We start from the raw sequence: 18,486 nt of genomic DNA, 5'->3' as shown, positions 1-18,486 counted from the left end.
CTTATAACAAAGCCATCAAACATCGCCCCCTTCGGGGGCTGGACTCGCAAAAAACGCTCGCCGTTTATGGCAAGCGTTATAAGTAATGGAAACGACGGAGAGCGAAATGTATGTTTGAGTCAGCCAGACTTAAAATTGAAAGAGCTAAAAAGCATATAAATGATCTACATGATTTATGTAACACTTATGTCGCTTCAAATTTTTGCGAACTATGGGTCGAGAAAGATGAGAAAAGTGGTGATTACTTATTAAGGTTGGCTCAAACCAAAGAACCGCCATCAGATATACCATTGATTATCGGAGATGCAGTGCACAATTTGAGGTCTTCATTAGATATTGCGTACTGTGAACTAATCAGAGATATCGCTGGCATTTCTCTTACGCCCAAAACACAAATTAAGATCGTAAAAACTCGTAACGAACTCGTTTCAGGCTTGACGAAAGGTAAAGGTATACTGGTTAGTCGCCCCGATATTGCAGAGGTTATAGCCACCACTCTACGTCCATATAAAGATGGAAATGAGGATAGTTTGCTACATGTGATCCATGACCTAAATATTACTGACAAGCATATTATTCTAATACCCATTTTCTGTCCTTCAAAAGCTGAAATTACAAATATAAAAATGGGTGGTTTGACTATTGGAAAACTTGTAGCAGACATAGGACCCGATGGAGTTCTTAATATTGCTCGGATGGGAGGTGGTGTAACCGATTTTAGCTTCGATTCACAATCAGTTTCCTTTTCTGTGCTCTTTGGTAAAGATCAGCCATTGTCTGGAAAGCCAGTAGTCTCAGAACTACGTAATTTAGTCAAATATACGGAAAATGCTTTGCAAAGCATCCAAGACGCAGTTTTAAAGCTGGAGACATAAATTACTTATAACAAACGCTTTAAGGCGGATTCGCAACGCGTGGCATTTTTACCATGCGTTGATATTGGTGATTACGGTGGTTTGCGGAAACGTCGCATTGCGTTGCTCACCACTTAAGCGGGCGTTAAGTTCTCGGAGAGAAATATGGAGCAGTGGATACATTTTTATAAAGAGTACTTTGAATCCGAAAAAGAACGAAATCGATTTATTTTGAAGTGTGAGTCTTTAAGACCGCAATCAGATTCGCACAAAGCCAAGATAATGATGCATCAGGGAAAGCGACTAGTATCGATAGCAAATGAAATGGAGTCAGTAGCAGGTGGTCGAGACTCTCTAAAGCTTATGTTTTTGATTATTGCCTGCGAGAACGTATATAAGTTGAGTTTAGGTAAAAGCCTACGAGGTGATTCAAACAAGAGTGTTAAAAAGTTCTTTAACGTGTTTGTTAGTCCAGAAGATAAAGAGATTTTAACAAAAGGCATCCATTTAATTACTCCTGAAGAAAGTGATTATGATTTGGCTGATATTATCGAGGCTTTATATAAAATTCGATGCGATATAGTTCATGAGGGCTACTATTGGGGATTCGACTTTGCATGCAAACGTTATCCAACGGTTTTGTCAGGACGTGGAACAGATCTCCAACTTCGAGTTTCTCTTCAATATGAAGATCTAAGAGGCATAATCGTCCGTGGTATCATTAGAGCTGTTGAACGTCATATCAATTAGCAACGAACTTAACAAAGCGTTTAAGACGGATTCACAACGCTTGGCATTTTGGGTTTGCCTTGGCTTTAGTGGTTACGGCACAATGTTTTAAGTACGGTGGTAGCGTTGTTCACCACTTAACGCGGCGTTATATTTTTATTGGGGTAAATAACTTGGCTGTAGCTACATCTATATTTAAATATCGAGAGTTCACAAAATCGTCAATAGAGTTGCTTGTCAACCAAGAGCTATGGTTTGCGAAGCCAGATACGTTGAATGATCCATTTGAATGTCAAATGATGATGCCTGAAATGTTGGAATCGATTTGGCGTCATCATGAAGTTGAACAAAAAGAACGAGAAAAAATTGGTCAGTTTCTTACTGAACGTCTCGATGAGGTTGGTATTTGTTCCTTTAGTAAAACACGTCAAAACCAATTGATGTGGGCACATTATGCGGACGAACATAAAGGGTTCTGTATAGGTTTTTCTGAATGCGCTTTGATGCAAGATATACATCCTGTGCATTCTGCGAGTGTAGAGTATCAAGATGATTTGCCATATAAAGGCGTGATAGAACGGATTAAGTATTTTGAAGCCCACCCTCACTCAGAACCATCATTTCAGAATTCTCCCCATTCAATAGCCAGTGATATCTTAAGTTCTTCTATTGGTATCAAGTATACTAATTGGAGTTATGAGAAAGAGGTTCGTCTAGTAAAAATGAAGTTTGGCGCATATAAATTTCATCCATCCTCAGTTGTTTCAATTGCATTTGGTTTACGAATGAGTGAAAGAGATAAAGCCACGTTAAGGAAGCTACTTTCAGGACCTGAGTGGTCTCATCTATTGTGGTTTCAAGCACAAAAATTGCCTGACAAATTCGGCTTAGAGTTTGTAAAAATATAACAAACAATTTAAGAGTGATTCAGCACGCTTGGCATTTTCGGTTTGGGTAAAGTTTAGTGATTAAGGTGTTCAAATTGAGTGTCGTGGTGGCGTGCTTCACACCTTAATTGGGCGTTATGCCACTTTTATTTTACTTCTCATGGATGAGGATAGAATTAGATGCAATATGGGATTCAGCATCACATAGAAGTTACGGCAAAAGCTGCCGGAGCTGTGATTTTTAATCAACGCAATGAAGTGTTATTGGTTCAAGAGCTAACCGGCTCAAAGAAAGGTCTATGGCATATACCGTCAGGTAGTGTTGAATCTACAGAGTTTCCTCAAGAGGCAGCGGTCAGGGAAATTGCAGAAGAAACGGGTTTAGAAGTTGCTTTAGAGAATTACTTAAATACCTATGCAGGACGTTTTGATGATGGTGAATTAGTATTACGTCATGTCTGGGTCACAGAAGTTAAAGACCAAGTCATATTGCCGAAATTCAACCATGAAATAGGTCGAGCAAAGTTCTTCTCGTTAGCTGAAGTACGGGATTTGTATGCTCAATCGAAATTGCGGATGCACCATACATTTTTAATGATCAATGATGCTTATGCACAGCGGGAAAAATTGGCATAACAAACTGTTCAAGAGGGATTCGCAACGCGTGGCATTTTTACTATGCGTTGGTTTTGGTGTTTAAGGCGGTTTGCGGCGGCTTTTGTATTGCGTTGCTCACCCCTTAACAGGGCGTTATATGCACGGGAGAGTTCAGTGGAAGAAAGAGTCCGAAAAAGGGAAGTTAAAGTCTGTCCCGTAGTGTTCAGAAAATCAGGAAACTATCGTGAGTTACTATTGTTTGAACATCCATTAGCTGATGTTCAGCTGGTTAAAGGTACACTAGAACCGTCGGATATTTCTATCGAAAGTGCCGCTTTGAGAGAATTGGAAGAAGAATCAGGGCTATCCAGTGTATCGAGCACTCACTATCTCGGCTGCTGGGAAAGCGGTTTTCAAAATCATTTGTGGCATTTTGTGCTTTGCGAAATAGACCAAGAACTACCGAATAGCTGGAGTTTCTTTACTCAAGATGACGGTGGGCATGAGTTTAACTTCTTCTGGCATAAATTAGGAAGTAAGCCCGATTTGAAGTGTCATAAAGTATTCTTTGATGCCATTAAGCAAGTCGAAATTCTGTGCATATAACAAACAATTTAAGAGGGATTCCCAACGCTTGGCATTTTTGCTTCTACTTCAAGTTTAGTGTTTATGGCACAATGCTTTAGGTTGGGTGGTAGCGTTGCTCACCCCTTAATTGGGCGTTAGGTAACAGGAGCCTACTTTAGATATGCTCTATTTCGGCTCAATATTTGTCACTTACTAGGCTTGTTTCGTTCGATAACGCTCACAGATATTGCGAGAAACAGAATGTCTTTGACTAAGAAGAAGTTAGTAACTAATACTCCGTCAGAAACTTTCCATGTGTTTGGGGTAGTAAGAAGAAAACTTAATGTCGTGACAAAAATAAGTGCTGCCGCGATACCCGAAAGGTAGGCTATTTTGTTATTTTTAATGCCAACAATAAGTCCAATAGCAACAACAATTTCGGTTGCACCAATAATGTTGGATACAGCTTGAACGGAGATGACGTTATATAACCAGCTCATGGCGAAATGATTTTCAACTAGTGATTGAATGAGTTTCGCTTCAGTAGGTGTGAACTTGTAGATACCAATCCAAGCTAGAACTAATGAAACACCCAAAACACCGATAAGGTACCCGACGTTGTCATTTTTTGATTTATTTTCTACAGCATGCATAAATTATATTCCTCATAGTTAGCATGCAAAAGAAGACCGAGGTGGTAATCAAAAAATTTCATTGAGAACAGTTACCTAACAAACTGTTTAAGAGTGATTCGCAACGCGTGGCATTTTTACCATGCGTTGGTTTTAGTGATTAACGTGGTATGCGGCGGCTTCGGTATTGCGTTGCTCACACCTTAACAGGGCGTTAGGCGACATGAGACAAACGATAGAGTAGTGATAGTATCTTGGCGTGAATCTAGCTTCAGTTAACAGAAAAGGAGTGGATTAATGAATGGTAAAGCATTTGATAATTGGCAAAAATCGCGAAAGAAAGGATGTTTAAATTGGCTTTTCAGAATAGCTTTCGTCACAGCCATTTTGTACATAATTTTTAATGTTATTTTCCTTTATCCATCTTCTGATGCGGCAAGCATTACGGTTTTCTTATCGGATAATGCTCTTAATTACTCAATTTACACGATCGGGATGTTTTTCGCATTTTGGGCTATTTGGCTATACAACGAATCTTCGTATGAGAAAGAAGTTAAACGTAGAAATGTCGCCTAACAAACTGTTCAAGAGGGATTCGCAACGCGTGGCATTTTCACTATGCGTTGGTTTTAGTGTTTAAGGTGGTATGCGGCGGCTTTGGTATTGCGTTGCTCACCCCTTAACAGAGCGTTATGTGTATAGAGGAACTAACAAATTGATCGTAAACAGTATTTGTCCTTATTGCTCGACTGCAATGGTAAAAGGCGAGAACTTGCACAATAGTCGTTCTGTTGAGCACCTAGTTCCCAATACCGCTCTAACGCGAAAGAGAAACAACGGTGAGGGTGATTTCTATGCTTGTCGTAAGTGCAATTCTGAAAAAGGTACATTGGATGAAATATTTGGTCTAATTGCCCGATGCCAATCCAGTGATAGTGAGCTAGCTGTGAAAGCACTAGTTCGTGCTTTCACGAAACGTAAGCGTGTACCGAATCGTCTTTGGGAAATGTATGACAGTGCGGTAGAGGTGGGTGAACACGTTGAAGCAAAAATGCCTGTTTATGGTCAAGAGCTGATCGACTACGCAACGTTCTTTGGCAAGGGTCTATATTTTCTAAAGCATCAACGAGTCTTCAATGAAAAGCGAGACGTCATGCATATTCGCTTCTTCAATAAACAGGTTCATTCAAGTTTCGCTCAGAATTATGAGAGTAAGTTTTTAAGCAATCCCATCAAAGACCTAGAATCCAACTCAAAATCATGGGTTGTCGCAGAGGATGAGTGTGTCATCTGGTCAAAAAATAGAAGTCATCTCATTATTTTTCATCACTTTATCTCTTTTGGTATTAGGTTTAAAACTCGTAACCACAAGACTCTGATGAAAAAGAAAGAACTAGAAAATAATATTTTGGAAAGCTTTGGGTAATACACATAACAAAGCGTTTAAGACAGATTCGCAACGCTCGGCATTTTCGGTTTGCTTTGAATTTAGTGTTTACGGCACAATGGTTTAGGTAGGGGTAGCGTTGCTCACTACTTAACGCGGCGTTAGGCATAATGAAATATTGGAGTATGTTTTAAATGACAGTAATTGATGCTGATTTTATTGAAGAAGACTACATTTCGGCGGTAGAAACGATGATATCTCGTTCAGCATATGCCCATAATAAAAAATTTATAGAGATTTCACGTATCTCACAAGATCAAGAAAGAGGGCTCGGTTATGATGGCGTTTTAACTGCAATTGTTCCATTTTATGTCCAATTTAAGCGTTCACAATTTTATACCCCAGCTTATAGTGGAAAATTAAGTAAAGACAGACAAAAGGTGTTCGGAGAACCGTTAAACTCTGGTTTTTTAGCTTTTAAGTTACATAGAGATCGGCATACTCAAATGTATGAGCAACACAATGCAATGTGGAAGCTATCCCAGTGCAGTTCTGCTGCATATGTTGCTCCGCTGTTCTATAAAAAAAGGGACCTGACAGCCTTAAAACAGCGTGAGGTGGATCTTCCTTGGGAATATAGACAGTTAAAAATTCGCGATAGGGTGTATAGGATGGGTTATCCACTAAAGGCTGTTCGAACTTTCAAAGACTCAATTGTAGTTATCCCACATCGAGAAGTTAAAGATAAGGAACCTAGCCATCATTATACTTATGATAGAGCAATAAAGAATGTTGCTTTTCATAGTGATGTTGAGTTTGTTGAAAGCCCGCAATATAACCTTGCTGATTTTGTATCTTCAGTTCTTGAAAGAGCAAGTCGATTGGAGGCTGGTTTTAATCAGATGCCAATGGACGGAAGCTTAGAAGTTATTCAGCACCTACCTGAATTGTTTGGTCTAAATTGGCGATCTCGTAAATTTAGAAGTATGGTATCTAATTATCTAGTAGAAATCGGGGTTATCTTCAAGAAGCTACCGAATAACCTTGAATCCTACCTATCTGATGAATTGTCAATTCAAGATCGATTCTACTTTCTAGAAGAAATCTTAAGACAAGAGTTTGATATCATACAATACACAGTGCGTCTGGATGCCTAACAAAGCGTTTAAGACAGATTCCCAACGCATGGCATTTTTCATTCCATCGTTGGGTTTTGTGTTTATGGTGCAATGGCTTAGGTTCGGTGGTAAGCGTTGCTCACTACTTAACGCGGCGTTAGTACGGGTTTGACATCAAAGATCATAAGCTTTGGTGTTCATCTGTTTTGGCGCTCGTATTTACACCTTTCAGTTAGTGCCTTTCACGTTCTTTCCGGTGGCACTATATGCGAAGTGTTCGCTTTGATTTCATCGTTTACGGCTTCTAACTCTTAGCCTATTTCTTTGGTGCTTCTTCATTTTCGTGGTGGCTTTTGAGAGAACCTTGATTACTTTTGTTGTGGCTGTTGAAGTGCGAGGAAAGAATCCTTTTCTAATTTGAAGCAAGTGAAAGTAGGGCAGTTCAGTGCGTTTTTCTTCTAGCCAACTTTCGTCTTTCAATCGGGGTAAAGTTTTGTAGCTGCCCGTCTCACTTCAGTGTTCAAAGCCTTTCATATCATCTCAGTTTTCAATATCTTGGAGCGCATAAATAGAAGTAGCGCATGTACTAACAAATTGCTTAAGAGTGATTCGTAACGCGTGGCATTTTTACTTTGCGGTGGCTTATGTGATTAAGGCGCTGTGCGGTAGCTTTTGTATTGCGTTACTCACACCTTAGCAAGGCGTTAGTTTGCATGGATAAACTCTCACCCCAGTTATTATTTCTAGGGTGAAAGTCGTGTTATTTCAGATGATTCTGGGGTAGCTGTGATTGACCTAAGACAGCAACGACTAAGATAAAGTCATGTTCTTTGGTGAAATAAGCTGTGTGTTTTCCAATCGGGAAATAAAAGCCATTTGGGTATATCTCGTCACAACTTCTTCCTAAGCCTGGATTATCAGCTAGCATCTGAAACCCTGATAGCAGAGTATCTTTGTAGTTACGCCACTGTAATTCAGAAAAGTTTTCAACAGTGTAGTTTTTTACTTTGCGCAAGTGAGATTGCGCTAAGTTACTTAGCTTGTATTTGTTCTTTTGCATAAGTTAGTTACAGCGAGTTCAGAAAGCTTTCACCATCAACAGTGTTTCCATTGTTCAAGTCTTCTTTAGCTGACTTAAAGCAGTGTTTGAGGTACTCAACTTTCATAGCTTCTAGCTCTTCAAAGTCACGAATGGACATGACAACGACAGTATCTTTACTGTTTTTGCTGATTTTTACTGGCTCGCGTTGTGCGCTTAGAAGTAGTTCGCCGAAATTTCGTTTGGCATCATTGGCTGTTAATGTATGCATGGTCAGTTCCCAATTGAGTGTACAGTTAGATTATAATGTATCGCATGAAATGTTCAATTTAATTAAATCGTGCGATTTGTACGAAATGCAAACTAACAAACTGCTCAAGAGGGATTCGCAACGCGTGGCATTTTCACTATGCGTTGAATTTAGTGATTGAGGTGGTTTGCAGCGGCTTTTGTATTGCGTTGCTCACCCCTTAGCAGGGCGTTAGTCGCCAGAAAAAGCTAGCAATCAAAATCATGTTTCTAAGCTCAAAACTTGGGTTACTGATTGCTTGGTTTATTGTCTATCTTCGACGGTCAAAGCTCATTTTCATTGGTTCTAAATCAATGCATTGCTATTTTCTAAGCGGTTGTTTAGTTCTTTGGTGGTGATAGAGCGGGGCAATCGAAAGTCTGTTTTTGGTTGCAAATCTGCTCGGTGAGTTTGTTGGTTTAAAGGCTTATTTACTTGCTGAAAAGACGTTTTCTCTGGTGTTGTAAGTTCCACGTGGTTTCAGTGACTTTGTTGAAAGTCCGCACTGTGAGATTGGTTTTCCAAAAGCGCTTTTTGGTGTTGTCAGTCCGTTTTCTACGGCGTTTTATGTTTCAAGTGGTTTCATTGAGTAGCCGCTTTGAGACTACGCCTGACTTAAATGCATCAAAGCACATAAAGTTTGTTGTTCGCAAAGTTTAGTTCGGCTTAAAATTGTCGCTCGGTGCCTCGCGACTAACAAACTGCTCAAGAGGGATTCGCAACGCGTGGCATTTTTACTATGCGTTGAATTTAGTGATTAAGGTGGTTTGCGGTAGCATTGGTATTGCGTTGCTCACCCCTTAGCAGGGCGTTAGTACGGGTTTAGCATCAAAGGTCATCAGTTTTGGTGTTTATCTGTTTTGGCGCTCGTCTTTACACCTTTTCAGTTTGTACCTTTCACGTTCTTTCCGGTGGCACTATATGCGGAGTGTTTGCTTTGATTTCACCGTTTACGGCTTCTAACTTTTAGTCTATTTCTTTGGCGCTTCTTCATTTTCGTGGTGGCTTTTGAGAGAACCTTGGTTACTTTTGGTGTGGCTGTTGAAGTACGAGGAAAGAATCCTTTTCTAATTTTAAGCCAGTGAAAGTAGGGCTGTTCAGTGCGTTTTTCTTCTAGCCAACTTTCGTCTCTCAGTGGCGGTAAAGTTTTGTAGCTGCCCGTCTCACTTCAGTGTTCAAAGTCTTTCATACCATGCCCCTTTTCAATATCTTGGAGTGCACAAATAGAAGTAGCGCATGTCTTAGTATCAAGTTTGAAGTGCGACACTTTCTACAGATGCGCATGAATATACTCCGTTGGTGTCCTATACCCAAGTCTTTTGCGTGGGCGCGTATTTAATTTGTGTGCAATTTCATTACAGAGCTTCTGTGTCACGTGTGACATAGAAGTTCGTTTTGGTAAGTATTGTCGTATCAAGCCATTGGTGTTTTCATTAGTGCCTCGTTCCCATGAGTGGTATGGATTTGGTAAAACAGACAGTTATGATGTTTTTCTAGTTGTGCGTAACCATGAAATTCAGTGCCGTTATCCGCAGTTATCGTCTTAAAAGGTAAGTCAGAGCGGGTCATGATTTTGCTCATTCTTACGTTGAGCGACTCGCTTGTTCTATCGTCCATTTGCCCGATAAAAGTGTAGCCAGTCATTCTGTCGACTAAAGTCACGATACAGTGCTTGGTTCCGCGGCCAACGACGGTATCAATTTCCCAGTGACCAGGCTCTTTTCGATGCTCAGCTTTTGCTGGTCTTTCGGTAATATGACGCTTTGCTGCCAGCCGACCTCGGCTGTCTTTTGAGTTATACCTTTTACGCCTTTTCTTAGTTGATTGGCGTAGGTGTTTCCATAGGGTTCCACCGAGAGTTTTGTCGTTCCAAATATGCTGATAAATGAGCTCGTGACTCATTGTTGGATAGCCTCTTACCCTTAGGTATCCGACGATTTGGTCAGGGCTCCAATCCAGTCGTAGCAAGGCAGGCCTCAGGTAACCTGAAGTCGATTTCGCTGTAACGCTTATTTCTCCGCGATTGGCTCAGCCGGTTGCGAGCCATTTGTTGGGCTCTCCATGCCTGATAGGAGTACCTTTTAAAGTGTCTGTTGTATCGGGAGTTGCGTTCAATTTCTCGATAGATAGTGGCTTTGTGACGCCCCAGTTGTTTAGCTATTTTAGCGGTACTAATTCCTTGCTTTCTGAGCGCAGAAATCATATACCTTTCGTTCTCAGTGAGGTGCGTGTATTTCATGTTTTTTACTTCTTGGCGGGAGCAAACTTCATGATTATCGCATCTCACTGTTTTTATGTTCAGAGGTGTCGCACTTCGTACTTGAATCCAAGTGTACTAACAAATTGCTTAAGAGTGATTCGTAACGCGTGGCATTTTTACTATGCGGTGGCTTATGTGATTAAGGCGCTGTGCGGTAGCTTTTGTATTGCGTTACTCACACCTTAGCAAGGCGTTAGGTTTCTCCGCGGGAAACATCGAATACAAGGATTTTGGATCATGGATTATGAAACGAAGCTACAACTGGCGCACAAAGAATTAAGTGACAAAGGTGTTTGGAAGTCGAACTACAATCCTCCACTTGTAAAGTTGTTACGTAAACTAGGACTGTGTTTTCCACCGCCTTATTATCAAAGCTTCTTTTCAAACGTTATGCTTTGTGTGGCTTTCTTTGCTCCTGTTTGGGGAGTCTTTCAATGGTTTCTTGTGTGGGACGAGTTAGGTAAACTAGTTTTAGAAGCTGTTTTCATTTCGTTACTTACTGGCGCTTTGTTTGGCTTGGTTATGGCAACCTTCTATTACATTAGGCGTAAGCAATTAAATCTAACAGATTGGGGTTCACTGGGGGAATAAGCCCAAAACCTAACAAACTGTTCAAGAGGGATTCGCAACGCGTGGCATTTTTACTATGCGTTGGTTTTAGTGTTTAAGGTGGTATGCGGCGGCTTTGGTATTGCGTTGCTCACCCCTTAACAGGGCGTTAGTCGCCAGAAAAAGCTAGCAATCAAAATCATGTTTCTAAGCTCAATATTTGGCAACTGTTTGTCCGGTTCACAGGTTCATCGACGTTGGTCCAAACACATTTTCAGCTGTTTTAGGTCCAAGCTTTGCAATTGTCCTAGCGTGTTTTGTTCTTTGGTGCTGACAGAGCAGGGCAATCGAGAGTCTGTTTTTGGTTGCAACTCCGCTCGTTGAGTTTGTTGGGTACAAAAGCCGATTTACTCGCTGAAATGACGTTTTCTCTGGTGTTGTAAATTCCACGTGGTTTCAGTGACTTTGTTGAAAGTCCGCACTGTGAGATTGGTTTTCCAAAAGCGCTTTTGGTGTTGTCAGTCCGTTTTCTGCGGCGTTGTTTGTTCCAAGTGGTTTCATTGAATAGCCGCTTTGAGACTACGCCTGACTTAAGTGCATCAAAGCACATAAAGTTTGTTGTTCGCAAAGTTTAGTTCGGCTTAAAATTGTCGCTCGGTGCCTCGCGACTAACAAACTGCTCAAGAGGGATTCGCAACGCGTGGCATTTTTACTATGCGTTGAATTTAGTGATTAAGGTAGTTTGCGGCGGCTTCGGTATTGCGTTGCTCACCCCTTAGCAGGGCGTTATACGCTTTATGGAAAATGATACAAAAAGGACGTTATGAAGTTATCTGAGTTACAAAGTCATATAAAAGAATTCGATTATGCGCCAGAGCAATCTGAACACTATTTTTTAAAACTAATCGAAGAAGTTGGCGAATTATCGGAATCTATTCGCAAAGGCAAAAGTGGGCAACCAACGCTAGATGAGCTCAAAGGTTCAGTCGCAGAAGAGTTATATGACGTTTTGTATTATGTTTGTGCTCTAGCCAATATTCACGGTGTAAACCTTGAGAAAACGCATGAACTAAAAGAAGTTTTGAATAAAGTTAAGTACAACCGATAGGGCGCGTATAACAAGTTGTTCAAGAGGGATTCAGCACGCGTGGCATTTTTACTATGCGTTGGTTTTAGTGATTAAGGCGGTATGCGGTAGCATCGGTGTTGCGTGCTTCACCCCTTAACAAGGCGTTATGTCTAAGGAGAAAACAATGAATTTTAAATTAACAATCAACGAAAAATTAACGTTAATGGTTGCTATATTTTCACTTGGTATCGCAGGATATTCGCTTTATATTTCTCTACAGGCTAAAACAACGAAATTGAGTATTGAAACTGAAAAAACAACATGCTCAGGTGAAAAGGATTGTTATAAGGTTTTTGTATTTAATAACGATGAAGCACCTTGTTTTGATTTTAGTTTGAGCTATGGCGAGGAGCTTGGACAAGGCTATTATATGCAAGGCTATGAAAAGTCGAGTTTGTTCAACAGTAATATAACCAATAAAACGATTTCATTCCCTGCGATGACAATGGTGCCGTTAAACAAGCATAACGGTAAAGCATGGCTGGGGTTTCTGGATAATAAACAAATAGCACATTTTTCTTTCATACCGCTAAAGCCACATTCTTCCAGTTCTACTTTGAAAGTTACGTGTGCTGGATTTGAGGAAAGTGTATCTTTGTAGGTACGACATAACAAACTGTTTAAGAGTGATTCGCAACGCGTGGCATTTTTACTATGCGTTGCTTTTAGTGTTTAGGGTGGTATGCGGTAGCTTCGGTATTGCGTTGCTCACACCTTAACAGGGCGTTATAACTAGTAGGTGAAAATTGAAATTAAGTAGCTATAAAGTTAACCCAAAACATAGAGCTCAAAAACCTAAAGAGGACTGCACTCAATGGACAGTTTCGGAATGGGTCGAGCTAAATTTATTTGTCGAAGGACAAAAAAAAGAATGGGTTTGTGGAAAAAATAATGTTTGGTCTATTGAGGGCTCTATAGGTAACTATACTGAAATAGGTAACAACGGGACAGCAAGTGCGTACATGGCTAAGTACGTAACTGACCACAATGGGGAGTGGCATGGTTACCCAGTAGTACCTTCAAGGCAAGCGGATCGTCCGCCGACAACGGTCCTCGATAGCTGGAAAAATAGTGGTATTATCAATAAGCATATTCAATCGAGAATCACTAAGGGCAAGTGGTAATGACTAACAATGAGTTTAAAATCATCATTGAAGGTGACTATGTCGATTCATATATTTACTCTGGCCTTCTTTTCCTAGTGGATTCAAATTATATATTATCGGTATATAAGTGGGAGGACATATTCGAAGAGGCGCTAAAAGGTGTAAACTTCTTTGATTCACTATCTATTAAAGAACTGATCAAAGATAGTAGAAATAAAATTTCTACTAATGGTATTGATTCTATTACTGTAGCAAAGGATATTCTAAATAATCACAAACTTTCAAGTTATGAGGTTGGTGTTTGGCCTACTGATATCAACATATTTTCAAATAAGCTGTATATTGCTTCAGAAAAAGGTGTGCAATGTTTAAGTCTTAATTACTTAACAGGTGAACTAAGCGGTGAACTAACCATGTTTGATGAGATGGTGTTTACACTATCACCTAATTCGCATGGCCGCCTAGCGTTCGCTGCTGGGCAGTCGGGCGTATTGTCATATACTCCGTTTTCTAAATTTTTTAATCGAGACAATATTAAGCAAATCGTAAGTGATACGTGCTTAGAAGTTGATTGGCAATCAACGACACTATTTGCAGAAACAATGAGCTCAATTGTTCGCTGTGATTTTAAGTCTATGCCAAGTAAATCAGATTTTGACTCTAATAGAGAGTATTTCGAATCGGTTAAAGGTATTAAACAAATTAAACCGTCTATAAATCAGTTAGGCTATTTTAAGAACGCATGGGTTGCAGGTGATAAAACGTTTTCCATAACTGAAAGTGGTACAGTTTGTAGCGGGAGTGTGCTGAGTCAAGAGTACGAAGAATACCCGGATATTGTAATTATAGATAAAGTCCTGAAAGCAAGAACTGCAGCTTTCGGAACTGCGATTGAAACTGATAAAGGGTTGTTTACATTACTCAATAAAGAGGTTACTCATTACGCTAGTGAGCCAATCTCTTGGCGAGTCTTCCCACGCGCAAAAAATTATGCCAACCAAATTCATATCATTAAAGAGCAACATATTGAATTAGTTGTTGTGGAATCTAAACCCGATGAGATCTTTGGCTTTGATGTCGAAAAAATTGACTTAAGAGGCTAGGTTTTATCTTGTTATAACAAACAATTTAAGAGTGATTCAGCACGCTTGGCATTTTCGGTTTGGGTTAAGCTTAGTGTTTACGGTGGTCAAATTAAGTGTAGTGGATGCGTGCTTCACACCTTAATTGGGCGTTAGTGCGCAAAGATAAAAATTACAATTAGCAGGATTTAAAATGAGTGAAATTGCTCGTTTCATATCTGGTAAAGCCCCAGATAAATTTGGTCGTAATGTAGAGCAGTTGTTAGCTTACAACCACTTCTGGCTAGAGCATGATCATAAGTATATTCAAGTTCTTTTCCCGATTGATGAGGGTACTAAGTTCAATCAACATGCTCCTTTGGTAACTCAAGCAGATCGAGAGGCTTTTGCTAACTCAGAAGAATTGCGCATTGCTCACTTAAAAGCACTCGACCTTTTACTCGAGTTTTGGGGATTACAGCGAGATGGGTGTGAAATTTCGTCAATACAGCCATTAAGCCCTTCTAACCATGTTTGGCTTAAAAGTCATGACCATAACCAACTTCGCCTGACCCGAGCAATTCGTAGTTTATATTTACTCGGTAATGAGCAGATAGCTGCTAACTTGTGTGACTTTCTAGTGGCTGCAACTAGAGAAACCGGCATGGTTTCAGATAAAACGGTCGAGTATTGGCGTAACGCGCTCAAAGGTTAGGTGATCGCTGAAACAGCGCACTAACAAACTGTTCAAGAGGGATTCGCAACGCGTGGCATTTTTACTATGCGTTGGTTTTGGTGTTTAAGGTGGTATGCGGCGACTTCGGTATTGCATTGCTCACCCCTTAACAGGGCGTTATACGCTAAAGGTTAAACGTAGCAGTAATCAATTTAAAGCAATTGGTTAGCTGCATGTTGGATAATAGGTTTTCATCATTATCAAGGGTAATCATGGAGTTACAAAAGGCAGAGTTGCTAGCATTACTATCAAAAGAGTGTGAAGTTTACTCATCAATTCCCGCTAGCGAGAAGTCGCAAAAACGCGACAAAAAGCACTTCATTAATGGTCTTATGACAGCTTGTCGTGTTGTGGACATCAGTTACGATGAACTCAGCACTATCATTGATTCAATGCCTAAAAGTCCCAAATACAAAGACCTTGATGAGCAATTATCGATTCCTACTTACATTCGTAATAAAGTGGATATTCAGTTGTAAACGTGACTACGCGTATAACAAAATGTTCAAGAGGGATTCGCAACGCGTGGCATTTTCACCATGCGTTGATTTTAGCGATTAAGGTGGTTGCGGCAACATCGGTATTGCGTCGCTCACCCCTTAACATGGCGTTAGGCGACATGAGATAAATGATAGAGTAGTGATAGTATCTTGGCGTGAATCTAGCTTCAGTTAATAGAAAAGGAGTGGATTAATGAATGGTAAAGCATTTGATAATTGGCAAAAATCTCGAAAGAAAGGATGTTTAAATTGGCTTTTCAGAACAACTTTCGTCACAGCCATTTTGTACATGATTTTTAATGTTATTTTCCTTTATCCAACTTCTGATGCGGCAAGCATTACGATTTTCTTATCGGATAATGCTCTTAATTATTCAATTTACACGATCTGGATGTTTTTCGCATTTTGGGCTATCTGGCTATACAACGAATCTTCGTATGAGAAAGAAGTTAAACGTAGAAATGTCGCCTAGTATCAAGTTTGAAGTGCGACACTTTTTACAGATGCGCATGAATATACTCCGTTGGTGTTCTATACCCAAGCCTTTTGCGTGGGCGCGTATTTAATTTGTGTGCAATTTCATTGCAGAGCTTCTGTGTTACGTGTGACATAGAAGTTCGTTTTGGTAAGTATTGTCGTATCAAGCCATTGGTGTTTTCATTAGTGCCTCGCTCCCATGAATGGTATGGATTTGCAAAGTAAAACAGGCAGTTATGATGTTTTTCTAATTGTGCATAACCATGAAATTCAGTGCCGTTATCCGCAGTTATCGTCTTAAAAGGTAAGTCAGAGCGGGTCATGATTTTGCTCATTCTTACGTTGAGCGACTCGCTTGTTCTATCGTCCATTTGCCCAATAAAAGTGTAGCCAGTCATTCTGTCGACTAAAGTCACGATACAGTGCTTGGTTCCGCGGCCAACGACGGTATCAATTTCCCAGTGACCAGGCTCTTTTCGATGCTCAGCTTTTGCTGGTCTTTCGGTAATATGACGCTTTGCTGCCAGCCGACCTCGGCTGTCTTTTGAGTTATACCTTTTACGCCTTTTCTTAGTTGATTGGCGTAGGTGTTTCCATAGGGTTCCACCGAGAGTTTTGTCGTTCCAAATATGCTGATAAATGAGCTCGTGACTCATTGTTGGATAGCCTCTTACCCTTAGGTATCCGACGATTTGGTCAGGGCTCCAATCCAGTCGTAGCAAGGCCTCAGGTAACCTGAAGTCGATTTCGCTGTAACGCTTATTTCTCCCGCGATTGGCTCAGCTGGTTGCGAGCCATTTGTTGGGCTCTCCATGCCTGATAGGAGTACCTTTTAAAGTGTCTGTTGTATCGGGAGTTGCGTTCAATTTCTCGATAGATAGTGGCTTTGTGACGCCCCAGTTGTTTAGCTATTTTAGCGGTACTAATTCCTTGCTTTCTGAGCGCAGAAATCATATACCTTTCGTTCTCAGTGAGGTGCGTGTATTTCATGTTTTTTACTTCTTGGCGGGAGCAAACTTCATGATTATCGCATCTCACTGTTTTTATGTTCAGAGGTGTCGCACTTCGTACTTGAATCCAAGTCGCCTAACAAACTGTTCAAGAGGGATTCGCAACGCGTGGCATTTTCACTATGCGTTGGTGTCAGTGTTTAAGGTGGTATGCGGCGGCTTCGGTATTGCGTTGCTCACCCCTTAACAGGGCGTTAGTGCGCAAAGATAAAAATTACAATTAGCAGGATTTAAAATGAGTGAAATTGCTCGTTTCATATCTGGTAAAGCCCCAGATAAATTTGGTCGTAATGTAGAGCAGTTGTTAGCTTACAACCACTTCTGGCTAGAGCATGATCATAAGTATATTCAAGTTCTTTTCCCGATTGATGAGGGTACTAAGTTCAATCAACATGCTCCTTTGGTAACTCAAGCAGATCGAGAGGCTTTTGCTAACTCAGAAGAATTGCGCATTGCTCACTTAAAAGCACTCGACCTTTTACTCGAGTTTTGGGGATTACAGCGAGATGGGTGTGAAATTTCGTCAATACAGCCATTAAGCCCTTCTAACCATGTTTGGCTTAAAAGTCATGACCATAACCAACTTCGCCTGACCCGAGCAATTCGTAGTTTATATTTACTCGGTAATGAGCAGATAGCTGCTAACTTGTGTGACTTTCTAGTGGCTGCAACTAGAGAAACCGGCATGGTTTCAGATAAAACGGTCGAGTATTGGCGTAACGCGCTCAAAGGTTAGGTGATCGCTGAAACAGCGCACTAACAAACTGTTCAAGAGGGATTCGCAACGCGCGTGGCATTTTTACTATGCGTTGGTTTTGGTGTTTAAGGTGGTATGCGGCGACTTCGGTATTGCATTGCTCACCCCTTAACAGGGCGTTATGTTGCAATCGGCTCTAGCACACATTATCGTAGCTAAAATTAACTATAAATCAGGATATTGCGCTTATGTACCAGTTGCGATGTACAAAGAAAGTACAAGACGCATTAGGCTTGAAACCAGCAGACCTAACTGAAGTTCAAGATGAAAACTTCACCATAGGTAATTGGTATGTAAACCTTTTTACAGCAGACCGTAGAAAGTGTCTGGTTTTCATGGAAGAGCAAACCTTAATGTCGTTTATATTGGTAGGTTATCGAAAAGAGCATGCAAAAGACATTGGAAAAATCTTTAAAAATGGTGTCTTGCAATTACTTGAGCTAGAGGGCTTTCCCACTGAAATTATCGAAGCTTATGAGAAAGCACCAGAAAATGTACTTTTTACTAAGACAGCAAGTAAAAAGTTGCTAGGTAACATGAACGATGTTTTGGGTGGCTATGAGCACTTTATTTACATGGATGGTGGGTTAAAGCATTGTGATTTCACTGATGCAATGTTGCGTATAAATCGAACGCCACAAAGAACTTTGGAGTGGAAGTATCCGATAGAGTCTCTACATCAGCTCTTTGGAACGGCAACATAACAAACAATTTAAGAGCGATTCCCCACGCTTGGCATTTTTGGTTTGGGTCAAGTTCAGTGTTTACGGCGTCCAATTTTAATGTCGTGGTAGCGTGGCTC

The 18,486-nt window shown here is 40.5% G+C and carries 22 protein-coding genes and 2 pseudogenes; 18 read left to right on the top strand and 6 right to left on the bottom strand.

What is annotated here, in order from left to right; translation table 11 throughout:
- Positions 1-110: 110 nt before the first annotated feature.
- The 5 genes from KHN78_RS01335 to KHN78_RS01305 all read left to right on the top strand — a co-directional run bounded on the left by KHN78_RS01335 (position 111) and on the right by KHN78_RS01305 (position 3,673).
- Positions 111-875 (top strand): hypothetical protein, encoded by a 765-nt coding sequence (locus tag KHN78_RS01335; RefSeq protein ID WP_211919441.1) that lies wholly within the window; start codon positions 111-113, stop codon positions 873-875.
- Positions 876-1,019: 144 nt separating this feature from the next.
- Positions 1,020-1,604: a HEPN domain-containing protein gene (locus tag KHN78_RS01325; RefSeq protein WP_211919440.1), complete on the top strand. Its 585-nt coding sequence runs from the start codon at positions 1,020-1,022 to the stop codon at positions 1,602-1,604.
- Between the two features lie 68 nt (positions 1,605-1,672).
- On the top strand, positions 1,673-2,491 hold the full coding sequence (locus KHN78_RS01320) for a DUF2971 domain-containing protein (RefSeq protein WP_223917767.1): 819 nt from the start codon (positions 1,673-1,675) through the stop codon (positions 2,489-2,491).
- 159 nt (positions 2,492-2,650) lie between these two features.
- Positions 2,651-3,106, top strand: a complete 456-nt coding sequence (locus tag KHN78_RS01315) for an NUDIX domain-containing protein (protein ID WP_211919435.1) — start codon at positions 2,651-2,653, stop codon at positions 3,104-3,106.
- A 135-nt stretch (positions 3,107-3,241) separates the two neighbouring features.
- The gene (locus KHN78_RS01305; RefSeq protein WP_211919434.1) at positions 3,242-3,673 is read left to right on the top strand and encodes an NUDIX hydrolase; all 432 of its coding nucleotides are present in this window, start codon (positions 3,242-3,244) and stop codon (positions 3,671-3,673) included.
- Positions 3,674-3,840: 167 nt separating this feature from the next.
- Here the strand turns inward: KHN78_RS01305 and KHN78_RS01300 are convergent, their stop codons facing one another.
- The gene (locus tag KHN78_RS01300) at positions 3,841-4,287 is read right to left on the bottom strand and encodes a DUF417 family protein (RefSeq protein ID WP_211919432.1); all 447 of its coding nucleotides are present in this window, start codon (positions 4,285-4,287) and stop codon (positions 3,841-3,843) included.
- A 276-nt stretch (positions 4,288-4,563) separates the two neighbouring features.
- Between KHN78_RS01300 and KHN78_RS01290 the strand changes: the two genes are divergently transcribed.
- The 3 genes from KHN78_RS01290 to KHN78_RS01275 all read left to right on the top strand — a co-directional run bounded on the left by KHN78_RS01290 (position 4,564) and on the right by KHN78_RS01275 (position 6,810).
- Entirely contained in the window at positions 4,564-4,842 is a 279-nt protein-coding gene (locus KHN78_RS01290) for a hypothetical protein (protein ID WP_211919428.1), read from the top strand.
- Between the two features lie 139 nt (positions 4,843-4,981).
- On the top strand, positions 4,982-5,692 hold the full coding sequence (locus KHN78_RS01280; RefSeq protein ID WP_211919426.1) for a hypothetical protein: 711 nt from the start codon (positions 4,982-4,984) through the stop codon (positions 5,690-5,692).
- Positions 5,693-5,847: 155 nt separating this feature from the next.
- Complete coding sequence (locus KHN78_RS01275) at positions 5,848-6,810, top strand: hypothetical protein (protein WP_211919424.1); 963 nt, start codon at positions 5,848-5,850, stop codon at positions 6,808-6,810.
- Between the two features lie 721 nt (positions 6,811-7,531).
- Here KHN78_RS01275 and KHN78_RS01265 read toward each other — a convergent pair.
- The 4 genes and pseudogenes from KHN78_RS01265 to KHN78_RS01240 form a co-directional block, all read right to left on the bottom strand.
- The gene (locus tag KHN78_RS01265; protein ID WP_033006605.1) at positions 7,532-7,831 is read right to left on the bottom strand and encodes a type II toxin-antitoxin system RelE/ParE family toxin; all 300 of its coding nucleotides are present in this window, start codon (positions 7,829-7,831) and stop codon (positions 7,532-7,534) included.
- 7 nt (positions 7,832-7,838) lie between these two features.
- Entirely contained in the window at positions 7,839-8,081 is a 243-nt protein-coding gene (locus tag KHN78_RS01260) for a type II toxin-antitoxin system Phd/YefM family antitoxin (protein WP_005442033.1), read from the bottom strand.
- Positions 8,082-8,405: 324 nt separating this feature from the next.
- On the bottom strand, positions 8,406-8,573 hold the full coding sequence (locus KHN78_RS01250; RefSeq protein ID WP_211919422.1) for a hypothetical protein: 168 nt from the start codon (positions 8,571-8,573) through the stop codon (positions 8,406-8,408).
- Positions 8,574-9,369: 796 nt separating this feature from the next.
- Positions 9,370-10,338 (bottom strand): annotated as a pseudogene (locus KHN78_RS01240) (IS30-like element ISVa6 family transposase).
- A 258-nt stretch (positions 10,339-10,596) separates the two neighbouring features.
- On the opposite strand from KHN78_RS01240, the gene KHN78_RS01230 reads away from it, so the two are divergent.
- The 8 genes from KHN78_RS01230 (at position 10,597) to KHN78_RS01160 (ending at position 15,912) form a co-directional block, all read left to right on the top strand.
- Complete coding sequence (locus KHN78_RS01230) at positions 10,597-10,950, top strand: DUF6404 family protein (RefSeq protein ID WP_211919420.1); 354 nt, start codon at positions 10,597-10,599, stop codon at positions 10,948-10,950.
- 781 nt (positions 10,951-11,731) lie between these two features.
- Positions 11,732-12,016, top strand: coding sequence for a MazG nucleotide pyrophosphohydrolase domain-containing protein (locus tag KHN78_RS01215; RefSeq protein WP_025640084.1), 285 nt, complete (start codon positions 11,732-11,734; stop codon positions 12,014-12,016).
- Between the two features lie 145 nt (positions 12,017-12,161).
- Positions 12,162-12,638, top strand: coding sequence for a hypothetical protein (locus tag KHN78_RS01205; protein WP_211919417.1), 477 nt, complete (start codon positions 12,162-12,164; stop codon positions 12,636-12,638).
- A gap of 361 nt (positions 12,639-12,999) precedes the next feature.
- A complete protein-coding gene (locus KHN78_RS01195) occupies positions 13,000-13,161 on the top strand; it encodes a hypothetical protein (RefSeq protein WP_223917750.1) in 162 nt (53 codons plus the stop codon).
- Entirely contained in the window at positions 13,161-14,246 is a 1,086-nt protein-coding gene (locus tag KHN78_RS01190; RefSeq protein WP_211919412.1) for a hypothetical protein, read from the top strand. The genes KHN78_RS01195 and KHN78_RS01190 overlap by 1 nt, the downstream gene beginning before the upstream one ends.
- Before the next feature lie 172 nt (positions 14,247-14,418).
- Complete coding sequence (locus tag KHN78_RS01180; RefSeq protein ID WP_038892302.1) at positions 14,419-14,919, top strand: opioid growth factor receptor-related protein; 501 nt, start codon at positions 14,419-14,421, stop codon at positions 14,917-14,919.
- Positions 14,920-15,152: 233 nt separating this feature from the next.
- Positions 15,153-15,419 carry a hypothetical protein gene (locus KHN78_RS01170; protein WP_211919410.1) on the top strand — a complete coding sequence of 89 codons (267 nt, stop codon included), beginning with the start codon at positions 15,153-15,155 and terminating at the stop codon, positions 15,417-15,419.
- 214 nt (positions 15,420-15,633) lie between these two features.
- A complete protein-coding gene (locus KHN78_RS01160; protein ID WP_211919408.1) occupies positions 15,634-15,912 on the top strand; it encodes a hypothetical protein in 279 nt (92 codons plus the stop codon).
- 25 nt (positions 15,913-15,937) lie between these two features.
- Here the strand turns inward: KHN78_RS01160 and KHN78_RS01155 are convergent.
- Positions 15,938-16,907 (bottom strand): annotated as a pseudogene (locus KHN78_RS01155) (IS30-like element ISVa6 family transposase).
- Between the two features lie 255 nt (positions 16,908-17,162).
- Here KHN78_RS01155 and KHN78_RS01145 point away from each other — a divergent pair.
- Positions 17,163-17,663, top strand: coding sequence for an opioid growth factor receptor-related protein (locus tag KHN78_RS01145; protein ID WP_038892302.1), 501 nt, complete (start codon positions 17,163-17,165; stop codon positions 17,661-17,663).
- 209 nt (positions 17,664-17,872) lie between these two features.
- Positions 17,873-18,388 carry a DUF6933 domain-containing protein gene (locus KHN78_RS01135; protein WP_138955697.1) on the top strand — a complete coding sequence of 172 codons (516 nt, stop codon included), beginning with the start codon at positions 17,873-17,875 and terminating at the stop codon, positions 18,386-18,388.
- Positions 18,389-18,486 lie beyond the last annotated feature (98 nt).

Source organism: Vibrio sp. B1REV9 (genome assembly GCF_905175395.2).
GTDB lineage: Bacteria > Pseudomonadota > Gammaproteobacteria > Enterobacterales > Vibrionaceae > Vibrio > Vibrio alfacsensis.
Note: the sequence above shows the minus strand (reverse complement) of the source record. Positions and strands in the feature narration are given on the sequence as shown.

Coding starts and splice junctions, on each gene's coding strand:
- KHN78_RS01335 (WP_211919441.1), top strand. CDS start 111: ATGTTTGAGTCAGCCAGACTTAAAATTGAAAGAGCTAAAAAGCATATA.
- KHN78_RS01325 (WP_211919440.1), top strand. CDS start 1,020: ATGGAGCAGTGGATACATTTTTATAAAGAGTACTTTGAATCCGAAAAA.
- KHN78_RS01315 (WP_211919435.1), top strand. CDS start 2,651: ATGCAATATGGGATTCAGCATCACATAGAAGTTACGGCAAAAGCTGCC.
- KHN78_RS01300 (WP_211919432.1), bottom strand. CDS start 4,287: ATGCATGCTGTAGAAAATAAATCAAAAAATGACAACGTCGGGTACCTT.
- KHN78_RS01290 (WP_211919428.1), top strand. CDS start 4,564: ATGAATGGTAAAGCATTTGATAATTGGCAAAAATCGCGAAAGAAAGGA.
- KHN78_RS01275 (WP_211919424.1), top strand. CDS start 5,848: ATGACAGTAATTGATGCTGATTTTATTGAAGAAGACTACATTTCGGCG.
- KHN78_RS01265 (WP_033006605.1), bottom strand. CDS start 7,831: ATGCAAAAGAACAAATACAAGCTAAGTAACTTAGCGCAATCTCACTTG.
- KHN78_RS01260 (WP_005442033.1), bottom strand. CDS start 8,081: ATGCATACATTAACAGCCAATGATGCCAAACGAAATTTCGGCGAACTA.
- KHN78_RS01230 (WP_211919420.1), top strand. CDS start 10,597: ATGGATTATGAAACGAAGCTACAACTGGCGCACAAAGAATTAAGTGAC.
- KHN78_RS01215 (WP_025640084.1), top strand. CDS start 11,732: ATGAAGTTATCTGAGTTACAAAGTCATATAAAAGAATTCGATTATGCG.
- KHN78_RS01205 (WP_211919417.1), top strand. CDS start 12,162: ATGAATTTTAAATTAACAATCAACGAAAAATTAACGTTAATGGTTGCT.
- KHN78_RS01195 (WP_223917750.1), top strand. CDS start 13,000: ATGGCTAAGTACGTAACTGACCACAATGGGGAGTGGCATGGTTACCCA.
- KHN78_RS01190 (WP_211919412.1), top strand. CDS start 13,161: ATGACTAACAATGAGTTTAAAATCATCATTGAAGGTGACTATGTCGAT.
- KHN78_RS01180 (WP_038892302.1), top strand. CDS start 14,419: ATGAGTGAAATTGCTCGTTTCATATCTGGTAAAGCCCCAGATAAATTT.
- KHN78_RS01170 (WP_211919410.1), top strand. CDS start 15,153: ATGGAGTTACAAAAGGCAGAGTTGCTAGCATTACTATCAAAAGAGTGT.
- KHN78_RS01160 (WP_211919408.1), top strand. CDS start 15,634: ATGAATGGTAAAGCATTTGATAATTGGCAAAAATCTCGAAAGAAAGGA.
- KHN78_RS01145 (WP_038892302.1), top strand. CDS start 17,163: ATGAGTGAAATTGCTCGTTTCATATCTGGTAAAGCCCCAGATAAATTT.
- KHN78_RS01135 (WP_138955697.1), top strand. CDS start 17,873: ATGTACCAGTTGCGATGTACAAAGAAAGTACAAGACGCATTAGGCTTG.